29 protein-coding genes are annotated in these 23,986 nt (G+C 46.1%); 8 read left to right on the top strand and 21 right to left on the bottom strand.

Translation table 11 applies throughout. The features are described from left to right. Positions 1-13: 13 nt before the first annotated feature. Both QMA41_RS19230 and QMA41_RS19225 read right to left on the bottom strand, forming a co-directional pair. A complete protein-coding gene (locus QMA41_RS19230) occupies positions 14-865 on the bottom strand; it encodes a TetR/AcrR family transcriptional regulator (RefSeq protein WP_281630374.1) in 852 nt (283 codons plus the stop codon). 3 nt (positions 866-868) lie between these two features. Beyond that, positions 869-2,197, bottom strand: a complete 1,329-nt coding sequence (locus QMA41_RS19225; RefSeq protein ID WP_261345483.1) for an MATE family efflux transporter — start codon at positions 2,195-2,197, stop codon at positions 869-871. 662 nt (positions 2,198-2,859) lie between these two features. Between QMA41_RS19225 and QMA41_RS19220 the strand changes: the two genes are divergently transcribed. The 3 genes from QMA41_RS19220 (at position 2,860) to QMA41_RS19210 (ending at position 6,296) form a co-directional block, all read left to right on the top strand. Beyond that, positions 2,860-3,333: an SAM-dependent methyltransferase gene (locus tag QMA41_RS19220; RefSeq protein ID WP_317987128.1), complete on the top strand. Its 474-nt coding sequence runs from the start codon at positions 2,860-2,862 to the stop codon at positions 3,331-3,333. 61 nt (positions 3,334-3,394) lie between these two features. Next, complete coding sequence (locus QMA41_RS19215) at positions 3,395-4,033, top strand: class I SAM-dependent methyltransferase (RefSeq protein ID WP_235676608.1); 639 nt, start codon at positions 3,395-3,397, stop codon at positions 4,031-4,033. A 325-nt stretch (positions 4,034-4,358) separates the two neighbouring features. Further along, positions 4,359-6,296: a TonB-dependent receptor gene (locus QMA41_RS19210; protein WP_281630373.1), complete on the top strand. Its 1,938-nt coding sequence runs from the start codon at positions 4,359-4,361 to the stop codon at positions 6,294-6,296. Between the two features lie 603 nt (positions 6,297-6,899). On the opposite strand, the gene QMA41_RS19205 is transcribed toward QMA41_RS19210, so the two are convergent. The 3 genes from QMA41_RS19205 to QMA41_RS19195 all read right to left on the bottom strand — a co-directional run bounded on the left by QMA41_RS19205 (position 6,900) and on the right by QMA41_RS19195 (position 9,509). Further along, positions 6,900-8,135, bottom strand: coding sequence for a type II toxin-antitoxin system HipA family toxin (locus QMA41_RS19205; protein ID WP_235676606.1), 1,236 nt, complete (start codon positions 8,133-8,135; stop codon positions 6,900-6,902). Beyond that, entirely contained in the window at positions 8,128-8,403 is a 276-nt protein-coding gene (locus QMA41_RS19200; protein ID WP_235676605.1) for a helix-turn-helix transcriptional regulator, read from the bottom strand. The genes QMA41_RS19205 and QMA41_RS19200 overlap by 8 nt, the downstream gene beginning before the upstream one ends. A gap of 506 nt (positions 8,404-8,909) precedes the next feature. After that, positions 8,910-9,509 (bottom strand): TetR family transcriptional regulator C-terminal domain-containing protein, encoded by a 600-nt coding sequence (locus QMA41_RS19195; RefSeq protein WP_235676604.1) that lies wholly within the window; start codon positions 9,507-9,509, stop codon positions 8,910-8,912. A gap of 88 nt (positions 9,510-9,597) precedes the next feature. Between QMA41_RS19195 and QMA41_RS19190 the strand changes: the two genes are divergently transcribed. Beyond that, positions 9,598-10,959, top strand: coding sequence for an MATE family efflux transporter (locus tag QMA41_RS19190; RefSeq protein WP_281630372.1), 1,362 nt, complete (start codon positions 9,598-9,600; stop codon positions 10,957-10,959). Between the two features lie 214 nt (positions 10,960-11,173). Then, a complete protein-coding gene (locus QMA41_RS19185; RefSeq protein WP_281630371.1) occupies positions 11,174-11,512 on the top strand; it encodes a DnaJ family domain-containing protein in 339 nt (112 codons plus the stop codon). Positions 11,513-11,741: 229 nt separating this feature from the next. Here QMA41_RS19185 and QMA41_RS19180 read toward each other — a convergent pair whose 3' ends face one another. Further along, positions 11,742-12,653: a LysR family transcriptional regulator gene (locus QMA41_RS19180; protein WP_235676601.1), complete on the bottom strand. Its 912-nt coding sequence runs from the start codon at positions 12,651-12,653 to the stop codon at positions 11,742-11,744. Between the two features lie 107 nt (positions 12,654-12,760). Here QMA41_RS19180 and QMA41_RS19175 point away from each other — a divergent pair, with 107 nt between their 5' ends. Continuing rightward, complete coding sequence (locus QMA41_RS19175; RefSeq protein ID WP_019274892.1) at positions 12,761-13,513, top strand: SDR family oxidoreductase; 753 nt, start codon at positions 12,761-12,763, stop codon at positions 13,511-13,513. A gap of 36 nt (positions 13,514-13,549) precedes the next feature. On the opposite strand, the gene QMA41_RS19170 is transcribed toward QMA41_RS19175, so the two are convergent. After that, a complete protein-coding gene (locus tag QMA41_RS19170; protein WP_235676643.1) occupies positions 13,550-14,449 on the bottom strand; it encodes a LysR family transcriptional regulator in 900 nt (299 codons plus the stop codon). Positions 14,450-14,543: 94 nt separating this feature from the next. On the opposite strand from QMA41_RS19170, the gene QMA41_RS19165 reads away from it, so the two are divergent. Further along, entirely contained in the window at positions 14,544-15,266 is a 723-nt protein-coding gene (locus QMA41_RS19165) for an NAD(P)-binding oxidoreductase (protein WP_235676600.1), read from the top strand. A 14-nt stretch (positions 15,267-15,280) separates the two neighbouring features. Here the strand turns inward: QMA41_RS19165 and QMA41_RS19160 are convergent, their stop codons facing one another. From QMA41_RS19160 to QMA41_RS19150, 3 genes are all read right to left on the bottom strand, one after another. Next, a complete protein-coding gene (locus tag QMA41_RS19160) occupies positions 15,281-15,595 on the bottom strand; it encodes a DUF6678 family protein (RefSeq protein ID WP_019274889.1) in 315 nt (104 codons plus the stop codon). A gap of 138 nt (positions 15,596-15,733) precedes the next feature. Then, a complete protein-coding gene (locus QMA41_RS19155) occupies positions 15,734-16,141 on the bottom strand; it encodes a GFA family protein (protein WP_235676599.1) in 408 nt (135 codons plus the stop codon). Positions 16,142-16,338: 197 nt separating this feature from the next. Further along, positions 16,339-17,667: an ATP-binding protein gene (locus QMA41_RS19150; RefSeq protein WP_235676598.1), complete on the bottom strand. Its 1,329-nt coding sequence runs from the start codon at positions 17,665-17,667 to the stop codon at positions 16,339-16,341. 203 nt (positions 17,668-17,870) lie between these two features. Between QMA41_RS19150 and QMA41_RS19145 the strand changes: the two genes are divergently transcribed. Then, the gene (locus tag QMA41_RS19145) at positions 17,871-18,086 is read left to right on the top strand and encodes a hypothetical protein (protein ID WP_095664924.1); all 216 of its coding nucleotides are present in this window, start codon (positions 17,871-17,873) and stop codon (positions 18,084-18,086) included. A 187-nt stretch (positions 18,087-18,273) separates the two neighbouring features. On the opposite strand, the gene QMA41_RS19140 is transcribed toward QMA41_RS19145, so the two are convergent. The 11 genes from QMA41_RS19140 to QMA41_RS19090 form a co-directional block, all read right to left on the bottom strand. Beyond that, positions 18,274-18,624 (bottom strand): cupin domain-containing protein, encoded by a 351-nt coding sequence (locus QMA41_RS19140; RefSeq protein ID WP_019274885.1) that lies wholly within the window; start codon positions 18,622-18,624, stop codon positions 18,274-18,276. A 205-nt stretch (positions 18,625-18,829) separates the two neighbouring features. Then, complete coding sequence (locus tag QMA41_RS19135; protein ID WP_029236019.1) at positions 18,830-19,060, bottom strand: hypothetical protein; 231 nt, start codon at positions 19,058-19,060, stop codon at positions 18,830-18,832. Between the two features lie 111 nt (positions 19,061-19,171). Then, positions 19,172-19,720: a class IV adenylate cyclase gene (gene cyaB / locus QMA41_RS19130; protein WP_235676642.1), complete on the bottom strand. Its 549-nt coding sequence runs from the start codon at positions 19,718-19,720 to the stop codon at positions 19,172-19,174. A 194-nt stretch (positions 19,721-19,914) separates the two neighbouring features. Further along, positions 19,915-20,127 carry a hypothetical protein gene (locus tag QMA41_RS19125; protein WP_235676641.1) on the bottom strand — a complete coding sequence of 71 codons (213 nt, stop codon included), beginning with the start codon at positions 20,125-20,127 and terminating at the stop codon, positions 19,915-19,917. A gap of 53 nt (positions 20,128-20,180) precedes the next feature. Beyond that, entirely contained in the window at positions 20,181-20,633 is a 453-nt protein-coding gene (locus tag QMA41_RS19120) for a hypothetical protein (RefSeq protein ID WP_235676597.1), read from the bottom strand. A 144-nt stretch (positions 20,634-20,777) separates the two neighbouring features. Then, a complete protein-coding gene (locus tag QMA41_RS19115; protein WP_019274880.1) occupies positions 20,778-21,029 on the bottom strand; it encodes a TIGR03643 family protein in 252 nt (83 codons plus the stop codon). Positions 21,030-21,164: 135 nt separating this feature from the next. After that, positions 21,165-21,926 (bottom strand): PhzF family phenazine biosynthesis protein, encoded by a 762-nt coding sequence (locus QMA41_RS19110; protein WP_261345485.1) that lies wholly within the window; start codon positions 21,924-21,926, stop codon positions 21,165-21,167. Between the two features lie 27 nt (positions 21,927-21,953). Next, positions 21,954-22,298, bottom strand: a complete 345-nt coding sequence (locus tag QMA41_RS19105) for a 5-carboxymethyl-2-hydroxymuconate Delta-isomerase (RefSeq protein WP_019274878.1) — start codon at positions 22,296-22,298, stop codon at positions 21,954-21,956. A gap of 93 nt (positions 22,299-22,391) precedes the next feature. Continuing rightward, positions 22,392-22,751, bottom strand: a complete 360-nt coding sequence (locus QMA41_RS19100; RefSeq protein ID WP_039951518.1) for a nucleotide pyrophosphohydrolase — start codon at positions 22,749-22,751, stop codon at positions 22,392-22,394. A gap of 148 nt (positions 22,752-22,899) precedes the next feature. Next, positions 22,900-23,457 carry a nucleotidyltransferase family protein gene (locus QMA41_RS19095; RefSeq protein ID WP_043011698.1) on the bottom strand — a complete coding sequence of 186 codons (558 nt, stop codon included), beginning with the start codon at positions 23,455-23,457 and terminating at the stop codon, positions 22,900-22,902. Further along, the gene (locus QMA41_RS19090; RefSeq protein ID WP_235676594.1) at positions 23,450-23,977 is read right to left on the bottom strand and encodes a GNAT family N-acetyltransferase; all 528 of its coding nucleotides are present in this window, start codon (positions 23,975-23,977) and stop codon (positions 23,450-23,452) included. The genes QMA41_RS19095 and QMA41_RS19090 overlap by 8 nt, the downstream gene beginning before the upstream one ends. Between the last annotated feature and the right edge of the window lie 9 nt (positions 23,978-23,986).

Here is a 23,986-nt window from a genome sequence, read left to right as displayed (position 1 = left end):
CGACATTAACGTGTTAGATGGCTTGCTTTAGAGATAGCATGAGCAAGTCGTTTGCGGCAAGTACGTGCTGTTCGATTTGCTCCTTCGAGGGTTTGTCCATGCCAATCAAGAGCTCTGATCTGAACGATAAAAGCATACCGAACCAAAGTCTGAATAATGTGTCGCAATCTTCTACGCCAAAGCGCTCCAAGAAAAAGGCTTTGAGTACCGCTAGTAAATCTTCCTCTCCCGCTGATTGAAATATTTCGACTATCTCTGGAGCTTTAGCGCTTTCGGCAACTAACAATCTAAAGATCGAAAGATGTTTGTCTGATAGGTGGAAAGTAACGAATTCCATGGCGAAGTCATTCAAAGCTTGCTGGGTATCAGCCTTACTCAGATGCTGGATTAAACTCTTATCAAACTTTTTTCCCATTTCATAGAGTGATTGACGAAACAACTCGATTTTGGATGGGTAATAACGGTATACGGTCTGCTTGGTAACGTTAGCTTTTGAGGCGATTTTGTCCATGCTTGCAAGCACGTAACCTTCAGATAAAAATATACTTTGAGATGCCCTTAATATGTCTCTACGCTTCTGTTCTTTGTTTTGTTCACTCTTTCCCATGCTTCTTTTCTTCTGGCTTAAATCATGTTCTCGATTACTGGTTATATGATAAAGGATACAAGAAAGTAGACCAAGAGAAGCTTGCGAATACTGCAGCTTAGCTGCGCTACTTGGCCCAATTCGGGAGTGAGCGCCAGAAAGAGAAGTTGGGTCGAGTGGCGACATATCACTGAAGGCCAGAGGTGACAGTTCGAGCATGGAGGGTGTGATTGGAAAGGCGAAGGTAAGGAGAACCTGACGGTGCTTGCCTTCGCCCATCGTCTAGTTGGCAGCTGTAAAGTACCTTTTAAGTAACACGACACTAAGCGCGCACGTAATGAGTTCCGCATTTAACGTCAACAGCCAAATTCCGTGTGCTGGGAAGAGCGCCGGTAAGACTAAAAAGCCTAATAGGATAAACACAAAGCCCCGCGACAGCGACACGATTGTGGCCAAATTTGGGCGTTTGATGGCTTGGAAAAAAGTCGTACTCATCAAATTGATCCCAAGAGCCACCGCTGCCAAAAAGTAAAACTTGGTTGCGTCAAGGGCCAGATCTTTCACTTGTGTTTGCTGCTCGATGTACAATCCGACCAGTTTTGGCGCAAAGTAAAACACTAATAAGGTGGCTAATACACCCATAGTCATTGAGTAGATGAGTCCGAGTTTAAGGACTGCCCTTACTCGTGTTATCGATTTTTTTCCTAATGAAAAACTAAATATGGGCTGGCACGCCTGCCCAATGCTGCTCAGAAAAAGCATCAGCACCATACTGAGATTCACCGTTATTCCATAAGCCGCGAGATGATTTTCACTATACTCATTCAATAGAACATAGTTAAACACCAGCATGACAATGATGGTCGCTAGCTCTAAAAAGAAGGTAGGGGAGCCTATGTAGAGGATCTCCTTCAAACGATTAAATCGTAGCGGCACTAAGTTGAATGTGAGTCGCCCCTGCCTGAAAATGAAATGAATGGATAACACCAGTAGCATGACAATTTGTGCAACAACCGAGGCGTAAGCCGCCCCCTTGATCCCGAAAGACCAAGAAAAAATTAGCACGTAACCTAAGATGATGAACGCGACAGTCCCTAAAAACATCGCAAACATTGGCAAAAATGGGTTTTCATCATTGATGACGAAAATAGTCACCACAACGACTAAAACATGGAATATGTAAAATATGACCATGATTGATAAGTATTCGCCCGCAGCCTGCATCAGATTCCCTTCTGCACCAAAAAAAGCGAGGATCTCTTCACTGTAAGAATGAGTCAGAAGTGCGAGTGAACAAGTGACGATCAATATCATCACTAAAGACTGGTTAAAAACCTCTTGGCCTTCCTTAAATCTACCCTTGCCAAACTCTATTGACATGAGCGCTGCGCCGCCAATACCCACAATTAGTGACAAAGCCGTAAACATGGCCTGAAGTGGCATGGTTAAGCCAATGGACGCCAAACCGATGGGACCCACCCCTTGGCCAACGAACATTCCATCCGCCATAATTACGCCAGCCTTGATTAGAACGGTGATCAAAGCTGGCCAAAAGTACCGAAGAAACAAAAGTTTTATGTTTTCGGATTCAAGATTGATTTTATTATGCACGACAATTCCTTTTTGAAAACAGGGAGCTATAGACTCACTAATATTAAGCCCTGCTTAATTTCTAATTTTGTTAAATAGATATGGATAACTATTATCATTTAGTTTCGAAGTTAAGACGACCATGATGATGAATTATCGCCTGTACTATTGACTATTTCGTTTGTACTTTTATGACTTGCCATGAATTAGTGATACGGCCCCAGACCCGAATTTTTGGAGTAAGAATTCACATTTTATTATACTGTGAATAATCATCTAACTTTTAATAAACCCTCCCTGACTTATAAAGGAAAATATAAATAGATTTCATTATATTTTACTATTTGGGTTCGGGTTTTAATCCTTTTATAAGGCTATGAGTTTTATTTGGGGCTAGGTAAATAAATGATTAGGTATACAAGTTTTTAAAAGAATTGGATGTTAAAGCTAGGTCGTTTTTTCGCGTTAATAATGTATGCATCGACAATAGGTCGAGATTAAAAAGTGTTTAAACCAAGCAAGCTCGAAGTTTTGGTTGCAATTATCATACTTGTTGGTATGATTTTTTGTGAGATCATACTTGTTGGTGTGATTTCTTTCTGAGCCAGCAGGTGAGTCTTCGGATACTACGCCTAGCTGTTTGGTCAATCTCGACTGAGGCCATTTAACGTAAGGATAATAAAATGCAGAAACTAATTGATACCAATCTTACATTTATAGGAAAGATTCATACACCTTATGAGAGTGTTGATGACTGTCCTTGCAACATTCAGCAGGAAGGGCCACTGTGCAAGTTAAGTGTTGAGCCACAATACCAAGGAGAGCTAAGAGGGCTAAAAGCAGGCAGTGCAATCCTCATCCTCTATTGGTTGGGAAAACCAATAGATGGGGTTGGGTACGTAGCGTTAACAGATGAGAATGAACCAGGAACGTTTGCAATGCGCACTCCATTCAGACCGAATCCTATTGGTGTCGCGGTCGTTGCAATAGAAAAAATGGAAGGCAATCTTGTGTATGTCAAAGGGCTTGACTGCCTCAATGGGACCGAACTCTTAGACATTAAGCCCGCTATTCTTCATGAATATGACGCCTCAATACAGCGGAATGCCAGCTTAGAAGGATGCGATTGTGACAAGCCTGAAGTGTCCTGTAGCTGATCGTAACACGCGTAAGCCTCTAAATGTAAAAATTTAAACACAAGTGATTGAGGATGGTTGCATGTTTGAAAGTCGTAATAACGAAGTGCGAGAGCTGTATAAAGACGTTGACTGCTATTCTGACGCGATGGAATCAGAAATTCATACAGAGATATACACGCTTGGTTTAGAGAGCTTGTTCTCTAGTTTACAAAACGTAAATGGGGCTGTTATTGATGCATCGTGTGGTTCAGGTCATTTTTTGAAAAAATTTTCTGAACAATACAACCAAGAGGTGACTCTCATTGGTGTTGATCTCTCGCCGCTCATGATACAGAAATCAAAGAACTTGTTACAGGATTCCGCCACGCTCTATGTTGGGGACATGACGAACTTGTCAATGATTGAGGAAAAAAGCTGTGCGGCATTAGTGAGTTACTTTTCGATTCAGCATCTGACGCACGAGTCTCTATTATCTACGTTTGTTGAGTGGAAAAGGGTGTTGGTAGAGCAGGGGACAGTCATTCTCGCAGGCTGGGAAGGCTGTGGAACGATCGATTATGGTGAGAAAGAACGGCATCTCGCTTATAGATATTCTGTCGATACATTAAAAAATGCGCTCGCCATGGCAGGTTTTAGGGTCGATACGTCTGGTGTGATACCCGTTCGTTCCCCTGGTGAACCAATGGATGCTTTTTATCTTCAAGCAACCAATTGTTAATGAAAGTTCAGTGAGTGCTGCCAATATTTGGTGTCCTACGATTTCAGTTGTGAGGTTAATAGGTTGGAGGAATAATGAACAATTAGATAAAGGTTGATTCATTCTAATTCTTCAATCTATCCAAAATTAATCACGAGAACCGTCGCTTCAGTAGCGGTATAAATAATACATTAATACTGTATTTTTCTAGCGCCCTCTTTTGATTGATTATTTTGGTTATATGTTCAATCACATTAGCAAATAGTACATATTTACGTCCCTTATATAACTATTATCTCAATTTTATTTAAATGATAATTATTTTGATTTAATTGAGGAGTAGATAATGATTCGAAGGACATCCTTAGCTTTTTTTCTTATATTGAGTTTTACATCGTCAATATCGTTTGCAGTACAGGGAAAACAAGACGCTAATATTAGTACACCTGAAACCATGACGGTGGTTGGCACTTCGGTTACGGGCAACAACACCATTGATACCGATGATATACAGTATCGGCAAGCGAATGATTTGGAAGATATCTTTAGAAATCAACCTAATGTGACGGTTGGTGGCGGGTTTGGTGCTGCGCAAAAGATTTATGTGCGTGGTGTCGAAGACTTAAACCTGAACGTCAGCATTGATGGCGCTGTACAAAGCGGCCAATTGTTCCATCACCAAGGGCGGTTGGCTATTGAACCTGACCTCATCAAAACCGTAGAAATCAAACCCGGTGCTGGAACAGCGTTAGATGGAATAGGAGCGCTAGGCGGCTCTGTCCGATTTGAAACCAAATCTGCCGATGACTTATTGAGTTATGACGAGAACTTCGGTGCGCTTCTGAAAACGGGGTATTTCTCCAATTCCGATGGCACGAGAAACAGTGCCACCGTCTACGGTCGACTCAACAGGCAATGGTCAGGAATGTTGATCATCGGTAAGAATCACACGTCAGAATTTGAAGATGGTAATGGTAGAGAGCTGGAAAATACAGGAACAAATCAGGAATACGGTATTTTTAAGATAAATGGTGAGATTTTTACCGGGGATGAGTTGTCGTTCAGCTACGAAAAACGAGTGGATGACGGACAGAGGAATGTTCGTACGCACTTTATCTCGGCTCCTTGGAATCAATCTAGCCGACAGGAAAGCCAGCGCCAAACTGGCACATTTAACTATAAATATGATGCTCAAAATGAGGTTCTCGACGTCAATCTTTCTGCATATCTAACGGAAAACGAGTTTTCTTATTATCAAAGCGCTGAAAGCGATGCAGCTAGCATCAAAACAGTAGGGGCAGATCTACGAAATACCAGCATTTTCGGTTCTCATGAATTCACTTACGGTTTTGAATACAAGAAAGATAAAGCGCGTCACAGCAATGCTAATGCAGAAGAGCAAAGCCAAGTTTATGCAATATATGGCCAAGATACATATCGTTTACTGAGTGACTTCACACTGAGCTACGGTGCTCGGTTTGATTCATACCACCTAGACACTTTTGATGGGAAATCACTAACTGAGGCTGGATTGAGCCCAAATATAAATGCGCAGTATTCAGTCAATGGATCTTGGTCTTTGCGCGCTGGCTATTCTTCAGCAATACGTGGGCCTCAGATCCGCCAAGCCTTGTCGATCGGCACGGTTACTACTCACAGCGATCTTAAAAAAGAGCAAGCGAGTAACACCGAACTGACGGTGGAATACGCTCACGCTGGAGTATTTGGTCTTCTAACCGTGTTTAAAAGTGATATAGATAATGTGGTCTCAGCTGTTGGCTCACCAGGGCCAATGGGTGAAAGTTGGTACGATAATGTCGGTGAACTGGAGACGACGGGCTTCAATGTCACACTAGGTAAAGCGTGGGAAGACACCAAGCTGTCAGTGACGTACTCTCATACCGATCCTGAGCTTAATGGAAAGCCTCTTGATGACAGCAACTTTGGTTTAGGCACGTCGTTTGGTGATAGCGTGTTGGTTGATGCCTCGTATCACCTATACGATAATAAAATCGTTCTTGGTTGGAGTGGCAAATGGGTACAGGAGTTAGACGATGTGCCTACGGGGTATCCCTCCAAAGACGCTTATAACGTCCATGACATCTACGCTGATTGGTCTCCTTTACCAAGCGACAACTTAACTTTGAATTTAGCGGTCAATAATCTTTTCGATGAGTACTATTTCGACCACGGTACTTTTGGCTATGACCTTGGTTCTAACTCGATCATTGGTCTTCCCGAACCGGGTAGAGATATTCGATTATCTATAAGTTGGAGGATATGACCCGAGTCTTTGCCTCGAGAACCTTAGATTCGAGTCTTAAGGAATAGGTCAGTTTCGTGGGGCTTACAGTTAATACTTTGTAGGTTGTAAGCCCCATACCTAAAAAGCGGGTGTGTGATAACAGGTTCTTTCATGAGAGTGCCAATGGGGAGAAACGCCACAAGATCATGTTTTGAAACTCGTTCGTCCAGTCACTGTCCAGACAAGCCAAAAAACTGAACCAGGCTGCGCGTGCCACTTCGTTGAGCCAGAGAAAGCCACTACTTAACTAGGTTTTTATTTACGTTGTTGTCGGTGCTCGCAATAAGTCGAGGTTCACTGCTCGTCAAAGCACTATAAATATTGCCAGCGGACGTATTGGCAATCGAGCAGGGCATGAAAGCACTAGTGTAAAAATAATTACAGTCACTATTTTTACAGTAATCCAAATACCGAGAAACGGTCCTCAAAGTGGTTGATTTTACTTGCTGACAATCTGCAAAAGAAGGTTTTGGATAACACTGGGTTACGAATTTCATATGACAGAGTTTACTTAGATAACCGTAGCGGCGGTCAACCCTCAAATGGCCAACGGAGTCGCGGCGAATTTGATTCATCCAATATTCACAGAGCCTTATATTTTTCCACCATCCCCTTATCAATCTCCTTGATGAGATTTGGTGACAAGCCCAGGTGTTTGGCCTCATGGCTAAACGAGCGTGTTGTATCGAATATTTCCTCAGCCATCACCATGATCGCTTTCTTTGATGACAACCCAGATTGAGCTGCTAACTGGTCTAGTGCGTGCTTTGGCGTCCGACCATTCCCACCAAAGGCCGTCATGTGCTCTTTGTAAGGGTTAGGGCTGTATACAATGTCGTAGAAAGGTGACAGCGTCCAGTTATCGGCATCACTGGCAAGAAAACTAAAGTTCTTACTGTGGTCATCTTGATTAACCGTTAGATAATTAAACAGGCAGCGCTTTATGAGCTTCTGAGACTCTGTGATGCTGCACATGATGCGCGTCGCTTTCACTAAATCGACATAGTCCATCGAAGGCTCTCGAAACGGGGCATCCAACAACCCGCACGCAGAAATCATATGGAGCCGACCGCCCTGCTCGGTGCAATCAAATCGTTCCTGCTCTAGCCAAAATCGTCCATGACCCGCATCAATTAAATTAAAGTCAGGCACCGCTATACCGACATTACGCGCCATCTGCATATAGCAATATTCGACTAAGGACTCAGAGTGCTTCAAGTCAAACTTTTCAGATGTCAGCTTTACGATAAGCTTGGTTCCAAGTGCGTTATCTAATGTTGAATATTGCCCATTCGATAAACGCGTCACGTTCATTTTGGGCCTGGCTCCACCCGATCCACCAGTATTCATCAAGTGCTCAAGCAAAGCAGACTCGGTGCCTTCAAACTCTTCAATCGCCGCTCGGCCAAGGGTAATGATATCAATCGACTCCTTGGCCTCATCAAGAAGATCTAATTCGGGCTCGTAGCTCAAGGCGCCCATGCATCGGTCACCTAGGTAAGCCAATCTCTCCAGTGCAGTCACTTCCTTTGGGTTATGATCGTTCTGTCTAAATACACGATCCATAAGATAAAGGCCCCAACCATCAGGGAGACTATCTGCAAACACCCCATGGATACCGTAATGCGGCCTTTTAGGCGCCATTTGCAGGCTGGTATCTGGCTCTAAATTAAACGGAGCCAGAGAGGTTGAGTGAGCGTCTAAATACGTCTCATCAAATTGAAAGAAGCTTTGCTTACTATTTTCAACGAGCTTACCGACTAGGACTTTTTCACCGTTGCTCAGCGTTCGTTTTACCGTGAGAGGGGATTTAAGCATGTCGAAGTACATCCTCTATGGATTTAAATTCAGGCTCAGACGACTTTGTCAGGGCTTTCACTTTTTTCAAGTCACCGACGGTCTCATAAAGCATGAGAAACTGGCGCAATGAGATGTTGCCCGTTGACTCAAACTTTCTGATCGTCGCGTAAGGCACGCCAGAGAGATCGGCCATTTTCTGAACACTGAGTTTGTCTTTTTTCCGGGCGGACTTGATAAACTCTTTGAGTTCCATTTGCAAATCATAAGCGGTGTAAAGAGATAACATTCGTGCCTCTTAAATTGCTATTATTGTATTAATTTTAACACCAATAGTAGGATAATTGCTATTATTGTGACAAATAAGATGCCGTTAATCATGGCTTCATTATCACTAATCACAAAGCCACCATTGCAGCGGTTTTTAATTGCTACTATGGTGACAAATTAGTGGGTATTTTGTAATGATTTGCTATCATTATGACAAAGTGTAAAGATGAGCTGTCATTCTTCAGGTTAATCGATGAGCTGTGATGGTATTGGATTAGGTGAGAGAAAAGGGAGACTGCCTATCTTCTACTCCTAACGCCGTTTGGGACACAAGCGTGTTAGCTATTCATGACTAACGTGTTGTCTCCCAAACCCCTGAGAGACCAACGTTGTCAGCGGTGATCTCTCAGGGGTTTGCACGGTTAAGGACCATATCGTTCAGAAGGCCTTTCAGTAGATTTTTCTATGCTATATCATTGAAATATAATGCATTTAATCTATCACTTAGTTTGCTTTAGAGGCGCTCTATTTCTTCAGTTTATCAACGTGATAAAGAAACGACTCCATAGCACTTTCTACCATTTGTTGCCCTAGAAGTACCGCTGTACCAAGCCCATTGATTAACCCTAACAACAGAATGGCCTCGCTCTTTATATTAATATCACGGTTCAATTCCCCGTCTCGTATACCTTTAATCAGAACTTCCTCTATCCTGTTTTGTAATCGATTAGCTCCCTCCAGCAACGCTTGATCGTTAAATTCAAGTCGTGTTAGCGACAGCATGGCATAGGACATCGAGAGCTGATGAAATTGTTTACTTTTCTCATCTGTTGGCATCGCTTCTTCGAAGATTGCTGTGAACGTTTCAATTGCTCCTTTAGTTCCATCTGTTGCAGAGAGCCGCTGTGCAACACCTTGGTAACTGCTGTTTGTCAGATGGTCCAGTCCTGAGGTGACCAAAGCATTCTTGGAACCGAAATAATATTGTACCTGGCGTAGCGAGACATTGGCATGAGAGGCCACACCTCTGAGTGACACATTTTCTAGCCCCGTTTTGGTCGCCAAATCGAGAAAGGATTTAACCAGGTCGTCTTTACGTGCTTCATGATCAACGATTTTCGGCATAACACATCACCTTTATTGTAGGGGGTTGAATTTTTATTTGATACAACTGTATCATAAAAAGATGTCATAAGATACAGAAGCCCTAGATATGAAAAGTCTACTCCTAGAAGCCAAGATACTCATGCAAGTTGCGTGGCCCATTTTGATTGCTCAAATTTCTCAAACACTAATGGGATTCGTAGACACCGTGATGGCAGGTCAAGTTAGTGCGCAAGATGTTGCTGCTGTTGCTCTGGGAAACAGTATTTGGTTACCTACTGTTATTGTTGTTGGGGGAACTATTATGGCAGTGCCCGCAATGGTCGCTCAGATGTATGGAGCCAATAGAAGCACTGAGATTCGTCCGCTCATTCAGCAAACGATTTATATGTCATTATTCAGTGCTTTAGTAGTTATGCTGTTAATGAGTAATGCGACTCTCGTGCTAGAAAAAATGCAAATTGATACTGAACTGCTGTTTTTAACCTCAGGCTATCTTGATGCGTTAATGTGGGGGGCTCCTGCTTTTTTCCTTTTTCGTGCTTTACGCTGCTTTTCTGAAGGAATGTCGATAACAAAACCGTCTATGATTATTGGCTTCATTGGCTTTTTCATCAACATCCCTGCGAATTATATTTTTATTTACGGTCATTTTGGGATGCCAGCTCTTGGTGGTGTCGGTAGTGGAGTAGCCACAACCATTGTTAATTGGTCTATGACTATTTCGTTCGCGCTATATATTGTGTTTTTTAATCGTTTCAAAAACTTTCACTTGTTTCGTGGATTTGGAAGGATTGATTTTTCAATGCAACGGCAATTAATCATGTTAGGAATGCCTATCGCGCTGGCTGTATTTTTGGAAGTAGCTGTATTCGCTGTAATAGCAATCTTACTTTCTCCTCTTGGTTCAACGGTTGTGGCAAGCAATCAAATTGCCGTAAATTTCACGATGATAACTTTGATGGTCCCGCTTTCCATTGGCGCTGCAGTGACTGTTAGAGTCGGTTACTATTTGGGGCTTGGAGCGCCAATTCAAGCTAAAGTAGCCATTTCCGTTGGCGCCGTAATTGCGGTTTTTTTGGCGATAGTTGGAATGATTCTAATCCTGCTCTTTAACGAATCTATCGCCAACATATATAGCTCGCAGCAGGCAGTCATTAGCTATGCTTCTCAGTTGCTGTTTTTTGGCGCGATGTTTCAAATACCAAATGCCATTCAAACAATTTATGTTGCGGGGCTTCGTGGCTATAAAGATACGATGCCAACCCTGTTCGTTGCCTTTGTTTCTTATTGGCTTATTGGAATGAGTATCGGGTATGTACTAGCAAGAACAAACTGGGTTGTTCCTCAGATGGGGGCCAGCGGATTTTGGGTTGGCTTTATAGTTGGTCTAACTTTTGCGGGAGTGACTCTAAAATACCGGCTCACAGCTACCCAAGAGAATGACCATCGTGCCCTCGTCACTGATTAAATCTTAATTTGATACAGGAATGCCATTACGCTTGCAGCTAAAGAGATCAGAGGGTTAGAGATTTCTATATCTACATTTTAGCTATGTTTGAGGGTGACTCTCAGGATAAAGGATATAAAGATTGTCACTTTGCTCTGGTAAGTTTGTTGAAAATATTAATGTGCGTTAACTTCGGACTGAAAAAACCTGCAATAAAGAGGGGGGGGGGGAACTTATGCTGTCTAAAATATTAATAAATGTAGATAGGGCTTTGAATGAATGGGTCAAGCAAAAAGAGGAAAGTGGCGAATTAAAAAGGAACCCTTGCTATGGAAAGCCGATAGATAATAGAAAGTACTTCCAAACACCAGAAAAAAATAGAATGAGTATGACTGTTCTTAAGAATGCAGATGTTCTGCCAGAGCCAATCTTAGTGAGGAGAAAAATTGAAGAAAAAAAGAATCAACTGGGAAGAATTATAGAGACAAATGAGTATGAATCTATGAAAAAAGAAATTCATGACTTAGAGCTGGTATACAGATTATTGCTAGAAGAAGTGAATAAACAAACTTAATAAATGGGCAATTACAGTTAACGAAAAGTGCGCGTCGTACTTTAGCACATATTGTTCAGTCATAATCTCCTCCTTATTTCTAATTTGCGTAATAATGCCACGAAAACCAAATGATATATTGGCGTTTGTGAACTATAGACTTTTGATTACTACTCGTTAGCCCAAACTACGAGCTTTAGCCTTCGACGCGCTCCATCATTTTACTGGCTATTTGGAGCGGTCATGTTTTCTACTTTGGAGCGATGAGTAAGTGCTCGCTAAGCGCTTCCCATACACAGGTGACTGCGCGGCTACGCCCCTTCTTGCCCAAACACACCAAATGGATCGGCTGCTTATCTGGGTGCGTGTAGTCGGTTAAAACAGGGACTAATTCGTTTGAGCGTAGTTCTTGGTCGATGAAGGCAGGGTCGACCATGATGATCCCTCGTCCTAAGGTGGCAAGTTGCACGAGGCCTCTCGCGTCGTCACTGATCATCGCTGGGGTGACGTTGATCGTATTGACGCCACCACTGGGATGCACAAAGACCCAATTATCCAGCGTCACCGCCTTATTTTTAAACACTAGACAGCGATGGTGAAGCAGCGATTCAGGCGACTCCGGTGCGCCGTTTTGAGCCAGATACGCCGGACTGGCATACCAACCAAAGGTTTTTTCACCAATCTGTCGCGCCAGCAGCGAGGAGTCCGGTAAATGGCCAATACGAATAGCAATATCAACGTGGTTATCGATGAGATCAACGACTTCGTCAGTGAGATTGAAGTCAAAGCAGATATCGGGATAGGTATCGCTAAGCGCATGAATGTGCGGGATCAAGAGTCGATGGGCCATCAGCGTTGAGCAACCAATGCGGACTTTGCCCTGCGGCCGAGCATGAACTTGTTCGCTGAGCGTTTCCGTATGGTGCAGTACCTGTTGAAGCGGCTCGGTGCTTTTGAGCAGTTCATGTCCACTTTGTGTTAACGATAGCTTTCGCGTGCTGCGTTCAAGCAAGCGAAGGTTCAGCGTTTGCTCAAGCTTCGCAATGCGTTTGCTGACCGATGAGCGTGGCAGTCCGACTTTGTCCGCCGCCCCTTGAAAACTGCCACTCAACGCGACCAGATGAAAGAGGTATAAGTTTTCTAACTGTTTATGAAAGGCCACAGATTGTTTCTCTTTGGGAACATATAAAGTTCATTTTTGGTATCTAATTAGATTTAATACGAATTGGTATTCTGAAGCAACCAAATAAATAGAGGGTAAGGAATACCATGTCTTTTCAAACGATTTTAATCACAGGCGCAACCTCAGGTATTGGTTTTGAAGCGGCAAAACAGTACGTAAAACAAGGTTGGCGCGTGGTGTTTACCGGCCGTGATCAAGAGAGAATTGCCAGCGCCACCGCGAGGCTACGCGATGACGCCCATTCGCCGGATCAGATACTTGGCCTATTGTGTGACAATGCGAACGCCCAGCATTACCCGGCACTTGTGTCTGACATTCGCCACAACGTCGGCACACTCGACGCGGTGATTTTGAATGCGGGGGTGTTTCACCCCAGGCACTTTAGCGAAACCACACAGAGTGAGCTGATGACAACGATGTCGGTGAATTTCACCGGCCCAGCGATGCTTCTTCAAGCCTTACTGCCTGTCCTCAATGATCCCTGCAGCGTGGTCTATGTTTCAAGTATTGTCGTCGAGCGAGCCTTTCCAACCGCGTCGAGCTACAGCGCCAGTAAAGCGGCCTTCGAAGCGTACGCGAACGTTTTGAATCTGGAACTGGCTCCCCAAGGCGTCCGGATCAACTACCTCAGACCGGGCGTGACGGCCACCGAGATCCAAAGTAAGGCAGGCATGAGCGAGCATCAAATTGACGAGCTTAACGCAAGCTTAGCGAATTTGCCTTTAGGCCGAATGCTAGAGCCGACAGAGATGCTGTCCAGTCTTGAATTTCTCACCAGCTCAAGTTCACTCGCGCTGCGAGGGGCCCACATCACCGTTGACGGCGGTTATTGTTTGTAAATGGTGTGGTGCTGTCCATCCAGTGAGAGGGGACGGTCATTCGTCGAGGATGGTCAACTCCGCCGCTAAGAGATTAAACACGCGGCGAACCCGTCTGTTCGTTTTGAGTTCCTCATGACAGACGAGCCACAGTGGGAGCTGCATGGTTGGAAACAAACCGTCCGGCGCTCGCATCAACTGTGGCTCTTGTGCCGCAATGTCCTCTGGCAAATACATCACACCCAAATGTTGTTTGCACAGCGCGAGTTGTGCAGGCTGAAAGTCGGTAGAAAGCTTGAAGTTATCCTCGTTCAACGACCAGCCGTGATGGGAAAATTGCGTCATAATGGGCCCGTTGTGGCCAAAGCCGATGATTTGCAGTTCGGGGACATCCTCAATGGATTGGGCCTCGATGAACGGTGTCAGGTACGTTCTGGTGCCGTACAAAGACACCCGTTCATCGCCGAGCTTCTTTGCGATGAGACTTGGCTGAGTGGGTTGCGCGCTGCGGAGCGCGATATCGGCATCCCTGCGTTTGAGATCACTGACCTGGTTTGTGACGACTAGGTCAATGGACAGTTTGGGCTCGACACGTCTCAACTTGGCCAGGATCGGAGGCAGCCGATACATCGCATCAAGCTGACAGACGGATAGGGCCACCACTCCGTTCAGATCTTCTGATTGACCACTGGCCACCATCGAAAACTTGTGCGCCACATCGCCCATTTCGCGCGCGATATGAAGCAATTCTATACCACTGCGCGTGAGAGTTAATTTCTGCGCTGAGCGCTCAAAAAGTGCCACACCAAGCTCCTGCTCTAGGGCGGAAACCTGGCGGCTTAGGGTCGGTTGGGTCACATTCAAAGAGTGTGCGGCCGCCGACAAGCTGCCAAGCTCAGCTGTCGCCAAAAAGGCGCGGGTTCGGTTCCAATCGAACGAAATGGCTGTCCAGTTCATACAAATTTGTATGCCTTTATGCATTTTTCAGTAATTACTATTAACTATATGCATGGATATAGTGTCAGCACAATGGTTTTATTCGAGGCAGGTTATGGCAGTGTTGGTTTTAGGTGCAACCGGGGCAACCGGACGGCTCGTGGTCAGAGAGCTACTCTCGCGGGGTGACCGCGTTAAAGTCGTCGTGCGCGCGCTAGAGCGCGTGGACAGGGACCTGATCGCTTGTGAGTCGTTGGACATCGTGGTGTCCAACGTATTGGATTTGTCAGAGGCACAACTCATGGGCCATCTGCGCGAGTGTGAAGCGGTCATTTGCTGTTTGGGACACAATTTGACGTTGAACGGCATTTACGGCCAGCCTAGAAAACTGGTCTCAGACACGATCAAACGGATATGCCAAGCGGCGGCCCAACTCAAACCGTCGCAGCCGATCAAGTTGGTGTTGATGAGTACGACGGGCTTTCAAAATCGACGAAGAGGGGAGGTCGTGTCGTGGCGACATCGCATGGTGATCCAGCTCGTCAGGCAACTCCTCCCGCCCCATGTGGACAATGAAGAGGCCGCCCGATACCTGCAAGACCAGGTGGGCGATGCTTCCCCGTATTTGGAGTGGGTCGCCGTCAGGCCTGACAGCTTAGTGGATCACCCATTCAAGACCGAGTTTTCGGTTCATCCATCGCCCACGTGTGACCCGCTGTTTGCCCCGAGGAAGAGCAGCCGTATCAATGTTGCTCACTTTATGATCGAATTGGTTGGTTCGCCTCAAACGTGGAGCCGATGGAAACAGGACATGCCCGTCTTGTATAACAACCCGTAACGCAGACGAATCACTCAAAGATAGTCAACATACTTAGCATCAGGAATATACCCGTATATTTTAAAGCCACTGTCCAGCTCATCGGCAGGCACATGGATTTTGCGTAACACGGTTTTGACGGACTGGTGCTGAGAGGGGGTGTCTGTCGTGATTTCTACCCATTCAATGGTGCGAAAACTGGACGCCCTGAAATGGTAAAACCAGTCTCTGTCCCAGTCGGAAACATAACCACTGTCTACTTCACGCGTTCGCCATCGTGGACGCGGATGCAGGGTACACATCGCTGCCCATAGCTCATTCCATTTTGTCGTATTCATGACACCGTGCATCTTCGGGCTCCTGCTCGATAACGGACTGCTAAGTGGTGAGCAACGCCAGCCATAAGACTTGAGCATCCCTCTGTCACAAGCCCAACATAATAGGGCTGAATGTCCTTTTCAGTCGATGGTTAGGCCAAAACGCGGCCACTATTTTCTTGATGGTTCGTGCCCTTCATACCTTGGCAGCGTTGTGTCGAGCTCTTCCCAGTTGCCTTTTGAGGTGATGAAGTTGTGTGAAATGGGCCTTTCGGTGATGTCACTGTCGATAGCGCCGAGACGGATCCTCACTTTATCCGGGGTGGTCGAATTTGAGCTGTAGATTGGCGCACCGCATGTCGAACAAAAGTACTTCCGTTTTCCAACACTGCTCTCGTAATAGGTAAGCGTGCCTTTTTCATCAGTCAGTTGGAGTTCCGACGTATTCACATACCCATTAGTGGCAAAGGCGCTACCACTTGCTTTTCGGCATCGAGAGCAGTGGCAATAGATGGGGGCGGTAATTCCACCGTGTAGCTCGAATTGGATTGAGCCACATAAACAACTTCCTTTGTACATTTTAGTTCCATGATGTCTAAATCTAGATGTGGTTACAGCCGCATGCAGTTGAGAGCAACCATTGTGCCTTAAACATGGACGCCGATTCAAACGTTCAGTGCCCAAGGTGACGCATCGGTCTGAGTCGCTGGTCAGTCAGATTGGCCGTGGCGGCGGTGATTCCCCCTGCTCCCTACCATACAAAAAGGGGCGTAATCCTACTCATTGCTCCCCTTTAGGTGCTTAGGTAAGTATTCGGTGTAGTACAGAGGCATAACAATATGTTTGGTCTCAGTAGCTGGCGAGCCTTGAGTCCCCGTTAGCTTAATCGTTTTGTGAGGGCAGCACTTCTCGATATACGATTGCAATGATTTGGCTCGTGTGCGTTTGCCACTTTTAACTTCAACGGGAATGACGCGGCCGAGATCATCAGTAACGATGAACTCGATTTTTGCGCGGGCATCCCCCCAAGAGAAGCTAGGCTCAATACCGAGTGCTGTGATTTCTTGTTGAACATAATTTTCCGCGACATAGCCTTTATACTCATAACCTTGTTGCTTGATTTCACGATAACCAGTGCCCAGCATATGGTTAAGTAGCCCGACATCAAAGAGGAAGAGTTTGACCGTGTTTTCCTTCTGATAAGCCGCCATTGGAGTTCTTGGTTGCCCTTCTATTGGGTGGTTTTTTAAAGCAAGTCTGCATTTATGAAGCCAGGCGATGGCGCTTTCATATTCAGCATAACGCGATTTGCGTTCATGGACCCCTTTGAACTTAAAACGCTTCACGGAGTCGTCATAGACTGATGAAAGTTGGGCTGGAATACTTCGAAAAACGGACTCAATTAACTGTGCATCGATTTTTCCAGAGTATTTTCCAAAGTCACGCATGTAACCTTCGATTAAGTTTTTATGTACCTCCGAGACCGCTTCAAGACGCTCAATGACGCTAAGTTCAGAACGTTCGAACCAGGAGCGAACGGCTTCAGGCATACCACCGACGAAGTAGTAATCGGTAAGAAGATCGAACAGTTTGGTGTGTGCGGCTGGTGCGTTTAGCTGTCTTTCAAAGGCGTTCAGCAGTGCATTTTCACCTGATGCCCAGACAAATTCTTTAAAGGTCAAAGGCCTTAAGTTGTGCTGTTCGACTTTGCCCACAGGAAAAGACGTGAGTAAGCCGATGTTGAAGCCACTCGCTGCAACATAAGCTTCAGGGGCTTTTTCGGCAAAGTACTTAAGCGCCGTCACTGCTCTTGGACATTCTCCGATCTCATCAAGGATGAGCAGATCGGTGGAAGGATTGAAGACGTTTCCTGTGAGTAGTTCAATATTGGTGATAATGTCATCCGGAGATAGCGATCCGGAGAAAGCGTCCATGAACTCTGGGTTTTCCAAGAAGTCAATTCTTAGCACGTTTTCAAACGTTTTTCCGAGCAATTCTTGCAATAAGAACGTTTTCCCTGTTTGTCTAGCACCATCAATCAATAAAGGCTTTCTAATCTTCTTGCTCTTCCAAGCGAGCAGGTGGTCAAGCAGCGTACGTTTCATCCAATCACTCTTTCGGCAATGTATCGTCAATGTCACATTACTCTTTTATGCGCATTAAAAGGAAGATGAACCACTAAAGAGGTGCGAGTCGTCAGGTGAAAGGCTCATCACCATCAATGTGAAAGGGTCGTGTTCAAGCTAAAACGGTCTCTGATCTACTCTACAGATTTGGACACAGTATTCACAATCTCAAGGGACGTAATATGACTAACAATTGGTTCTCGTCAACTCATGACACTGCTCTTAAAGCGAGAATTTCGACAACAACAGTTACTTTGCATGGCCCTGTGCTACCAGAAATATTGACGACAAAGGTATTTGAGTCTTGGTTCAGTGTGGTTTCTACAGAAGCCACTTTGGCGTCTGGACGAGTGCGCCAGCAAAAACAGAATGGGAGCAAAGAATCGACGTCATTGTGATGAGTCTCTTCGTGCTAACTCTTATTTACGTTTGAATGGGATTCTATACTTATCGAAAGTAACCTATTCATTCAATTAATATTTTATGGTTATTGTGCAAAAGCTCAGGATGGATCTAACCGAGGCCACCGACACGGAGTCAGCACAGTACGCGCCGACTGACTTTGATACCGTGGGAATGGGTGATTTACTTGAGACTGGCTTGGATGATCAATAGCTCGATGTCATGGTTTGAGGTATTGACCAAACCATGGGTGCCAAAGCGTTGATTGACGATCATGTCCCCAGCGGACACCGGTCTTTTCTCACCTTCAATGATCATAGTGCCTTCGCCTTTCAAAATGATGTACATTTCTTCATCATCGCCATGAGTATGTTCGCCCATCGAGCTCCCCGGTGGCATCACGACACGAATCGCGAAATCCCAAGCACCATCGAAGTCTTTCCGCCTGAACGCACGATAGATGTCGATAGCCCCTTCTCCATCATGGCTATTTGTATCTACTTCTTTGTCGCAAGTGTAAAAGTTACGTATCACTTTCTCTGAATTCCTTTTTGATCATGGCCCCAAAGCGGTAAGGCCTCATCACGCCACATGTGAAGTGGTGAGTGACGCCAACCCACTGTATTGTGCCATAAACACCTCAGTGAAAGTAGGCCGAGAATGCCAAGCGTTGGGCGTCCGTTAACATGGCTGTTCCTGCACCACCAGAGGGAAGTGCGACCCTGGCAGGCGACGAATCTCAGCCTAAATGATCAGGGGTATGCAGGGAAGTGCCACACGCGGTACATTGATAATCGCCGGTAGCTTGCCCTTCCATCAGGGCACTCGCGATGGCCGCGAACAGGCCCGAGAAGAATCCGTTGACGCTCGTGTCCTTACGTTCGTGAGACGAAGAGAAGCCTTGATACTTGTGAAGCGTCACTTTTTTACAATGACAGCAGAAGGCTTTGGTTTCTTGAGAACCGTATATTTGAACCAATGTAATGAACTCCAAACTGTAGGGGCTCCCCTGATGCCGATTCAGCGCGGGGAGCGATGTTTCTGCCGAGTACGTGAAACCAAAGGCTAAGGGCCGTCATACTTATTGATTTTCCGCGTACATCTGTTTGTAGGATTTTGTCTGCAAGGCCGACTCTGTCAGTCCAAACTGGCAGGCGAGCGCTTCAAGCTGTGACTTATAAGTCACTAACATCGATTCCTCGTCTGTCATGATGGCAAACTCGGCAAAATCCCCAATGCCGTCTAACGTGTCGACCGTGATGTGAAACTGACCGACGAAATAAATGCTGCGAGTTTTGGTCGCCTTTAAGACGATTTCGTACCCCATGGTTTCAAGCATACTTCTTGCCTTGGTGGCATCGGTGATATTGGTGGCCTCGCATCGGTCTGCTTCTGGGCCTTTCACGATCCAAAGTTGGATGCCCGAGGGCTGCATGGTCCGAATACAGACACTTTTGTTCTGCTGGGACAAGGTTTGGTCTGGGGTATCAAAATACCAATCGGATTCTAGATTGTCCTCTACCATAACCTCATGGGGAATGTTTTCCAGGACGCCCAGGAAAGCTGCCTTCGACGCTAGGCGATACTTAAGCTCGACCTCGTATTGACCTTGAAAATGCTCATTGTTCATGTGGTGGTCCCCAAGCAAAATGAGAATGTTACCACAGGAGAGAAACAGGCGTTCAGGCAAAACAATGCATTAAGGTATGGATTAGGTTATCACGTCATCTCCATCTCTGCGTTGTAACGACGACACCCAAGATGGAATGCAGAGTGCCCGTCGTTGGGCATCGACCTGACACGCCTCGTGCCGGGAATAGGGGTTTAACGGTTGTACTTCACCTTGTTTAGTACTTCCTTGAGTTCATGAGTTTGCTCAAGATCCACCTCATAGATATTGGCCAACGCGCAAACATAATACAGGACATCATATAACTCTTCAGCAATGGAGCCCTTAAGCTCCTCTAAACTGGGTTGACCCCGTTTTCCATTAGCTGCGTCTAACGCCACGTTAAGATGCAAGAGAGGTGACTTCAATTCTAACAATGAATTGCAACCAACCAAACGTGTTACCGCTTGGTATGCACATTTCAGCGAAGGCGGACTTTGCCAATTTCATTGATACGGCTGTAACGGTATTTGGGGTAATACACCCAGAAGATATGCCTATTGTCGGAATCTTCGGCAACGAGTAACTCGATTTCACCATGTTTACCCGCGATCCTGACTTTGCGCTTAGACAAGGGCCGTGTTCTATTGGTGGTGATATACCTTTTGTGGGTGAGCGCATCCAGTAATTGAGTGTCGCCAATATCGGCATCGGACTCGATAACAAAACTGGATGGATGGAGCTCTTCGGCCAGTATCGTTCTGATTTGGTACGTCTGGGAGAAAAACAGTATCCCGCTTAAAAATGCCACCCCAGTCAGTCCGAATAAGGCGGTATTGCTTTTACCCCAGCACCCGATCCCCAGCGCCGATAGCACGCTAAGAACAAAAACCGCTGCGGTCACCAAAAACCAAATATCTATGTAGTTATCCATCTGTTCTCTTTGCATCACGTCAAATTAGGGTGTGCCTATGGCTGACGCTGTATCTAAACCGTTGGGCTACCCACACGAGACAGGCTAAGCAAAGGGTGCCCAACGCTGTGGAGCACACGGCCATGTCTTGTGGGGTGCTGGGTATTATCGCGGCTTATACTGGGTAGGACAATAACCTCTCATGACGTCTGAACGTCGCAATTTCTTGTGCTTGGTTTTACGACCCGACACACGCGCACGCCACAATTTAAAACTGCTCGGCTTGAGCCGTCCACGCATTAACAGAATCACTTTGGATTCATTCAAACCAAATTGCGATTCGATTGCCTCAAAGGGCGTGCGATCTTCCCAGGCCATTTCTATGATTCTGGACTCTATCTCCGAGCTCAGTTCCATGTTCAATCCCCTCTTGCTGAAAAGCCTTGTTTTACGAGGAAATAGGGGAGTGGGTTCAAATTGAGGCGCGGCTTAGGGCAGCAGCGTCGTCACACTGTCTAAAGACCAAGCGTTGAAGGCGCTTTTTAGTGTGGTTTAACGGGTGCTGCCGCGTAAGGTGACGTTTGCCGATAGCACAATGGCATCATCGGAGAAACGCGAGACTTCAAAATAACCACCCGACGATGAAAGCTGACAGACATGCAATGTGTCCAAATCCAGCTTCTTAAACCAGTATGGCGCCAGAGAGCACTGAGCCGAGCCTGTGGCCAAATCTTCAGCGATGCCAATTTTGGGCGCAAAGTATCTGAGGGCATACCCATTGGTGCCATAAGCGGCGGTCACAATCACAGCGTGATGTTCATGGAGCTGTCTAAAACGCCCCTCATCGGGCTGAAAACGCATGACGGATTCTATCGACGGCAACACTAAGATTAAGTCTCGAGTTGAAAATGCATCAACGGCTTCCGCCGCCAAATCCGATAGTTCGACTGGCACCTCACAGGGTTTGCCTTCCCAGCTCGGCAGTACAAGGGTGTAGAACCCTTCCTTTTTAGCAATGGAGACATCGCCGTATTGGCTACGAAGCTGCACGCTATCGAGTGAGTACTTCGAAAGGATGGCAGCCCCAGCCCCCAAGCTTCCATGCCCACAAAGGTTGATCTCTCCATCCATGGCAAACCAGCGAATGTGAAAGTGCTCTTGGACTTTAACCACAAACGAGGTGACGGGGAGCCCCGCTTCACATGTGATGTGCTGCAACTCTTCATCGGAAAGCCAACCATCGAGCTCGACCACGCCACAAGGGTTACCGGCGGCCGATTCGCCACCAAACACATCATAGATCGCTACTTTGATAGTCCACCCTCCTTGATTGGCAGTACGCTACAGCATGGTACGATTACAATACGTCGCTTTTTCAAAATCACTGATGTTCATCGCGATGTTGGGTACCTTCGGAAACAAGGTGACCAGTGTGGACACGACTTGCTGAGAGAGCCTCGCCTTCTCCTCCGTCGTTCTCCCTTGCATGATAGACGCAAACACATGAATAAACGCTTCTCGCTTATTACCCACTGAGTATTGTTGGAAAGGGTTGATTCTGATCTTGATGTCATTGGCATCAAACAACCCTGTCGCGTGCGTCACCAAAAACATCTGTTCGAGAATATACGCTTCATCGTGAACAGCTAAAATACTGTCTGAACAATCGAGAACAAAATGGGGCATCATTCCTCCTTACTAGGGTGGTATGGCTCATCTTCTCTGAGCCGCGTTAGGCAAGCCGCCGCCGGCCACCTTGATATGCTCAACGCCTGATCATCATGCCACGTGTTGTGGGTCTGTGTCGCCCAGTTCTGCAATGATGTCGTCGGGGGTAACGATCTTGTCCAACAAATGCGTAATATCAGGGTCTGAAATCGGCTCTAGCGCGTAGACTGGCTTTCCCAGCCCAAGTGCATAGCCTATGTCCATAGCAACACTTTTGCCAAGGTAACCGTTGAAATTTAGAATGTAGGTGACGTCAGCTTCACGGATGCGCTGCAAGCAACCGTCGATACCATTGTGTGGCGAAGGCTCTGACATCGTTGTTTGAATACCTGCGTCGAGTAGCGTGTCGCGTACCGCCTGCATTTGTTCCAGGCTCTTGAAGCTCCCGGCCACATAAACGGATTTTCTCATCATATTCCTCTCAATGTATCGAGTGTGATTGCAAATACTGACACCCGGTTAACGGGTAAGTACGGGCATGTCGACGCCGTCGAAGCCCAGTTCAATGGTCAACCTTCGGACAACAAAAAAGCCACCCGCTTGCATCGTTTGTTGTCGATCAACGCCAAGAGAGCACCTGTATTGTCTGCCACCTAGCCTTATAGCCAGCGGTCATTTTGTCGTAGTTCGCTTCGGTCATAGCTTGCTTGTTCGGCTTAATCAACATAGCAAAGGCGTCTTCCAATCCGTAGGGCGCAAACAAGCGAGGGTGGCCTGACTTATCAAGAGTAAAGCCAATCGCGAAAGCGGATAGCCAAGATTCGATACCTTGCTCGACACACTCATATGGCTCGATGGCGCAACCAAACTTCTTCGCATAACGCTCATGTATGATGGCTTGGTTTTTGACATCAATGTCGATGTTATGCGTTAACCGCGAACGAATACGACGTTTAAACGCCGCTTCAGAGGTGAGCGCAGAGCGATCAAAGTAGACAACATCAACGTCTTTCACTTGAGCGAGAAGCGGCTCATTGATGAGGCTATTCCAGATGACTTGAGTAATGGCACCGCCCGCGATGTAGAAATGTGGTAACCCGACGTCACGACACGCTTCGGCGGTTTCCATTAACTCAGGAACTTGCTGGATCAGATGCCGGAGCTTTTGTTTAAGCATCTTGACTTACTAAATAGTGTGGAGCGGTGTTCAACACCTTGATTTGGTATCGAGCGACGTCAAAACCATACATTTCTTGTCTATCGACAAACTCAAAACCAAATTGCTCATAAAAATGGCGCAGACGCACTCGGCCACCATGACAATCACACCGTAACCATTCGCAGTTCCATTGCTCCGCGAGTGACAAGATTTCAGATAACGCCAACGCTCCCAACCCTTGGGCGCTAGAAGCATCGATAAGCGCGAGTTTGTGAAAAAATAAACTGTTTGAATCGATGGGCAGCTCTTTCCAGAAGTCATCGGCGCCAAGGGAGAGAAATACACACCCCACATACTCGCCTCCATGTTTGAGAAAGTACAAGCTGTCTAACGAGTATGCGGCTTTTAAGGCGGTGATCTGCACTTGTTCGTGCGTCCACAGGGGGACTTGACGGGCATTACAGCGCTCGACAACTTCGAGCAACATATTCGAAGCCAATTCCCAATGTGCTTCATCTGAAGCTTTGTATAATTCCATTTATTCTCC

The organism is Vibrio sp. St2, assembly GCF_947311885.1.
In the GTDB taxonomy this organism is placed as follows: Bacteria; Pseudomonadota; Gammaproteobacteria; order Enterobacterales; family Vibrionaceae; genus Vibrio; species Vibrio coralliilyticus.
The sequence above is the reverse complement of the archived record's forward strand: the minus strand, read 5'-3'. Positions and strand labels throughout refer to the sequence as shown.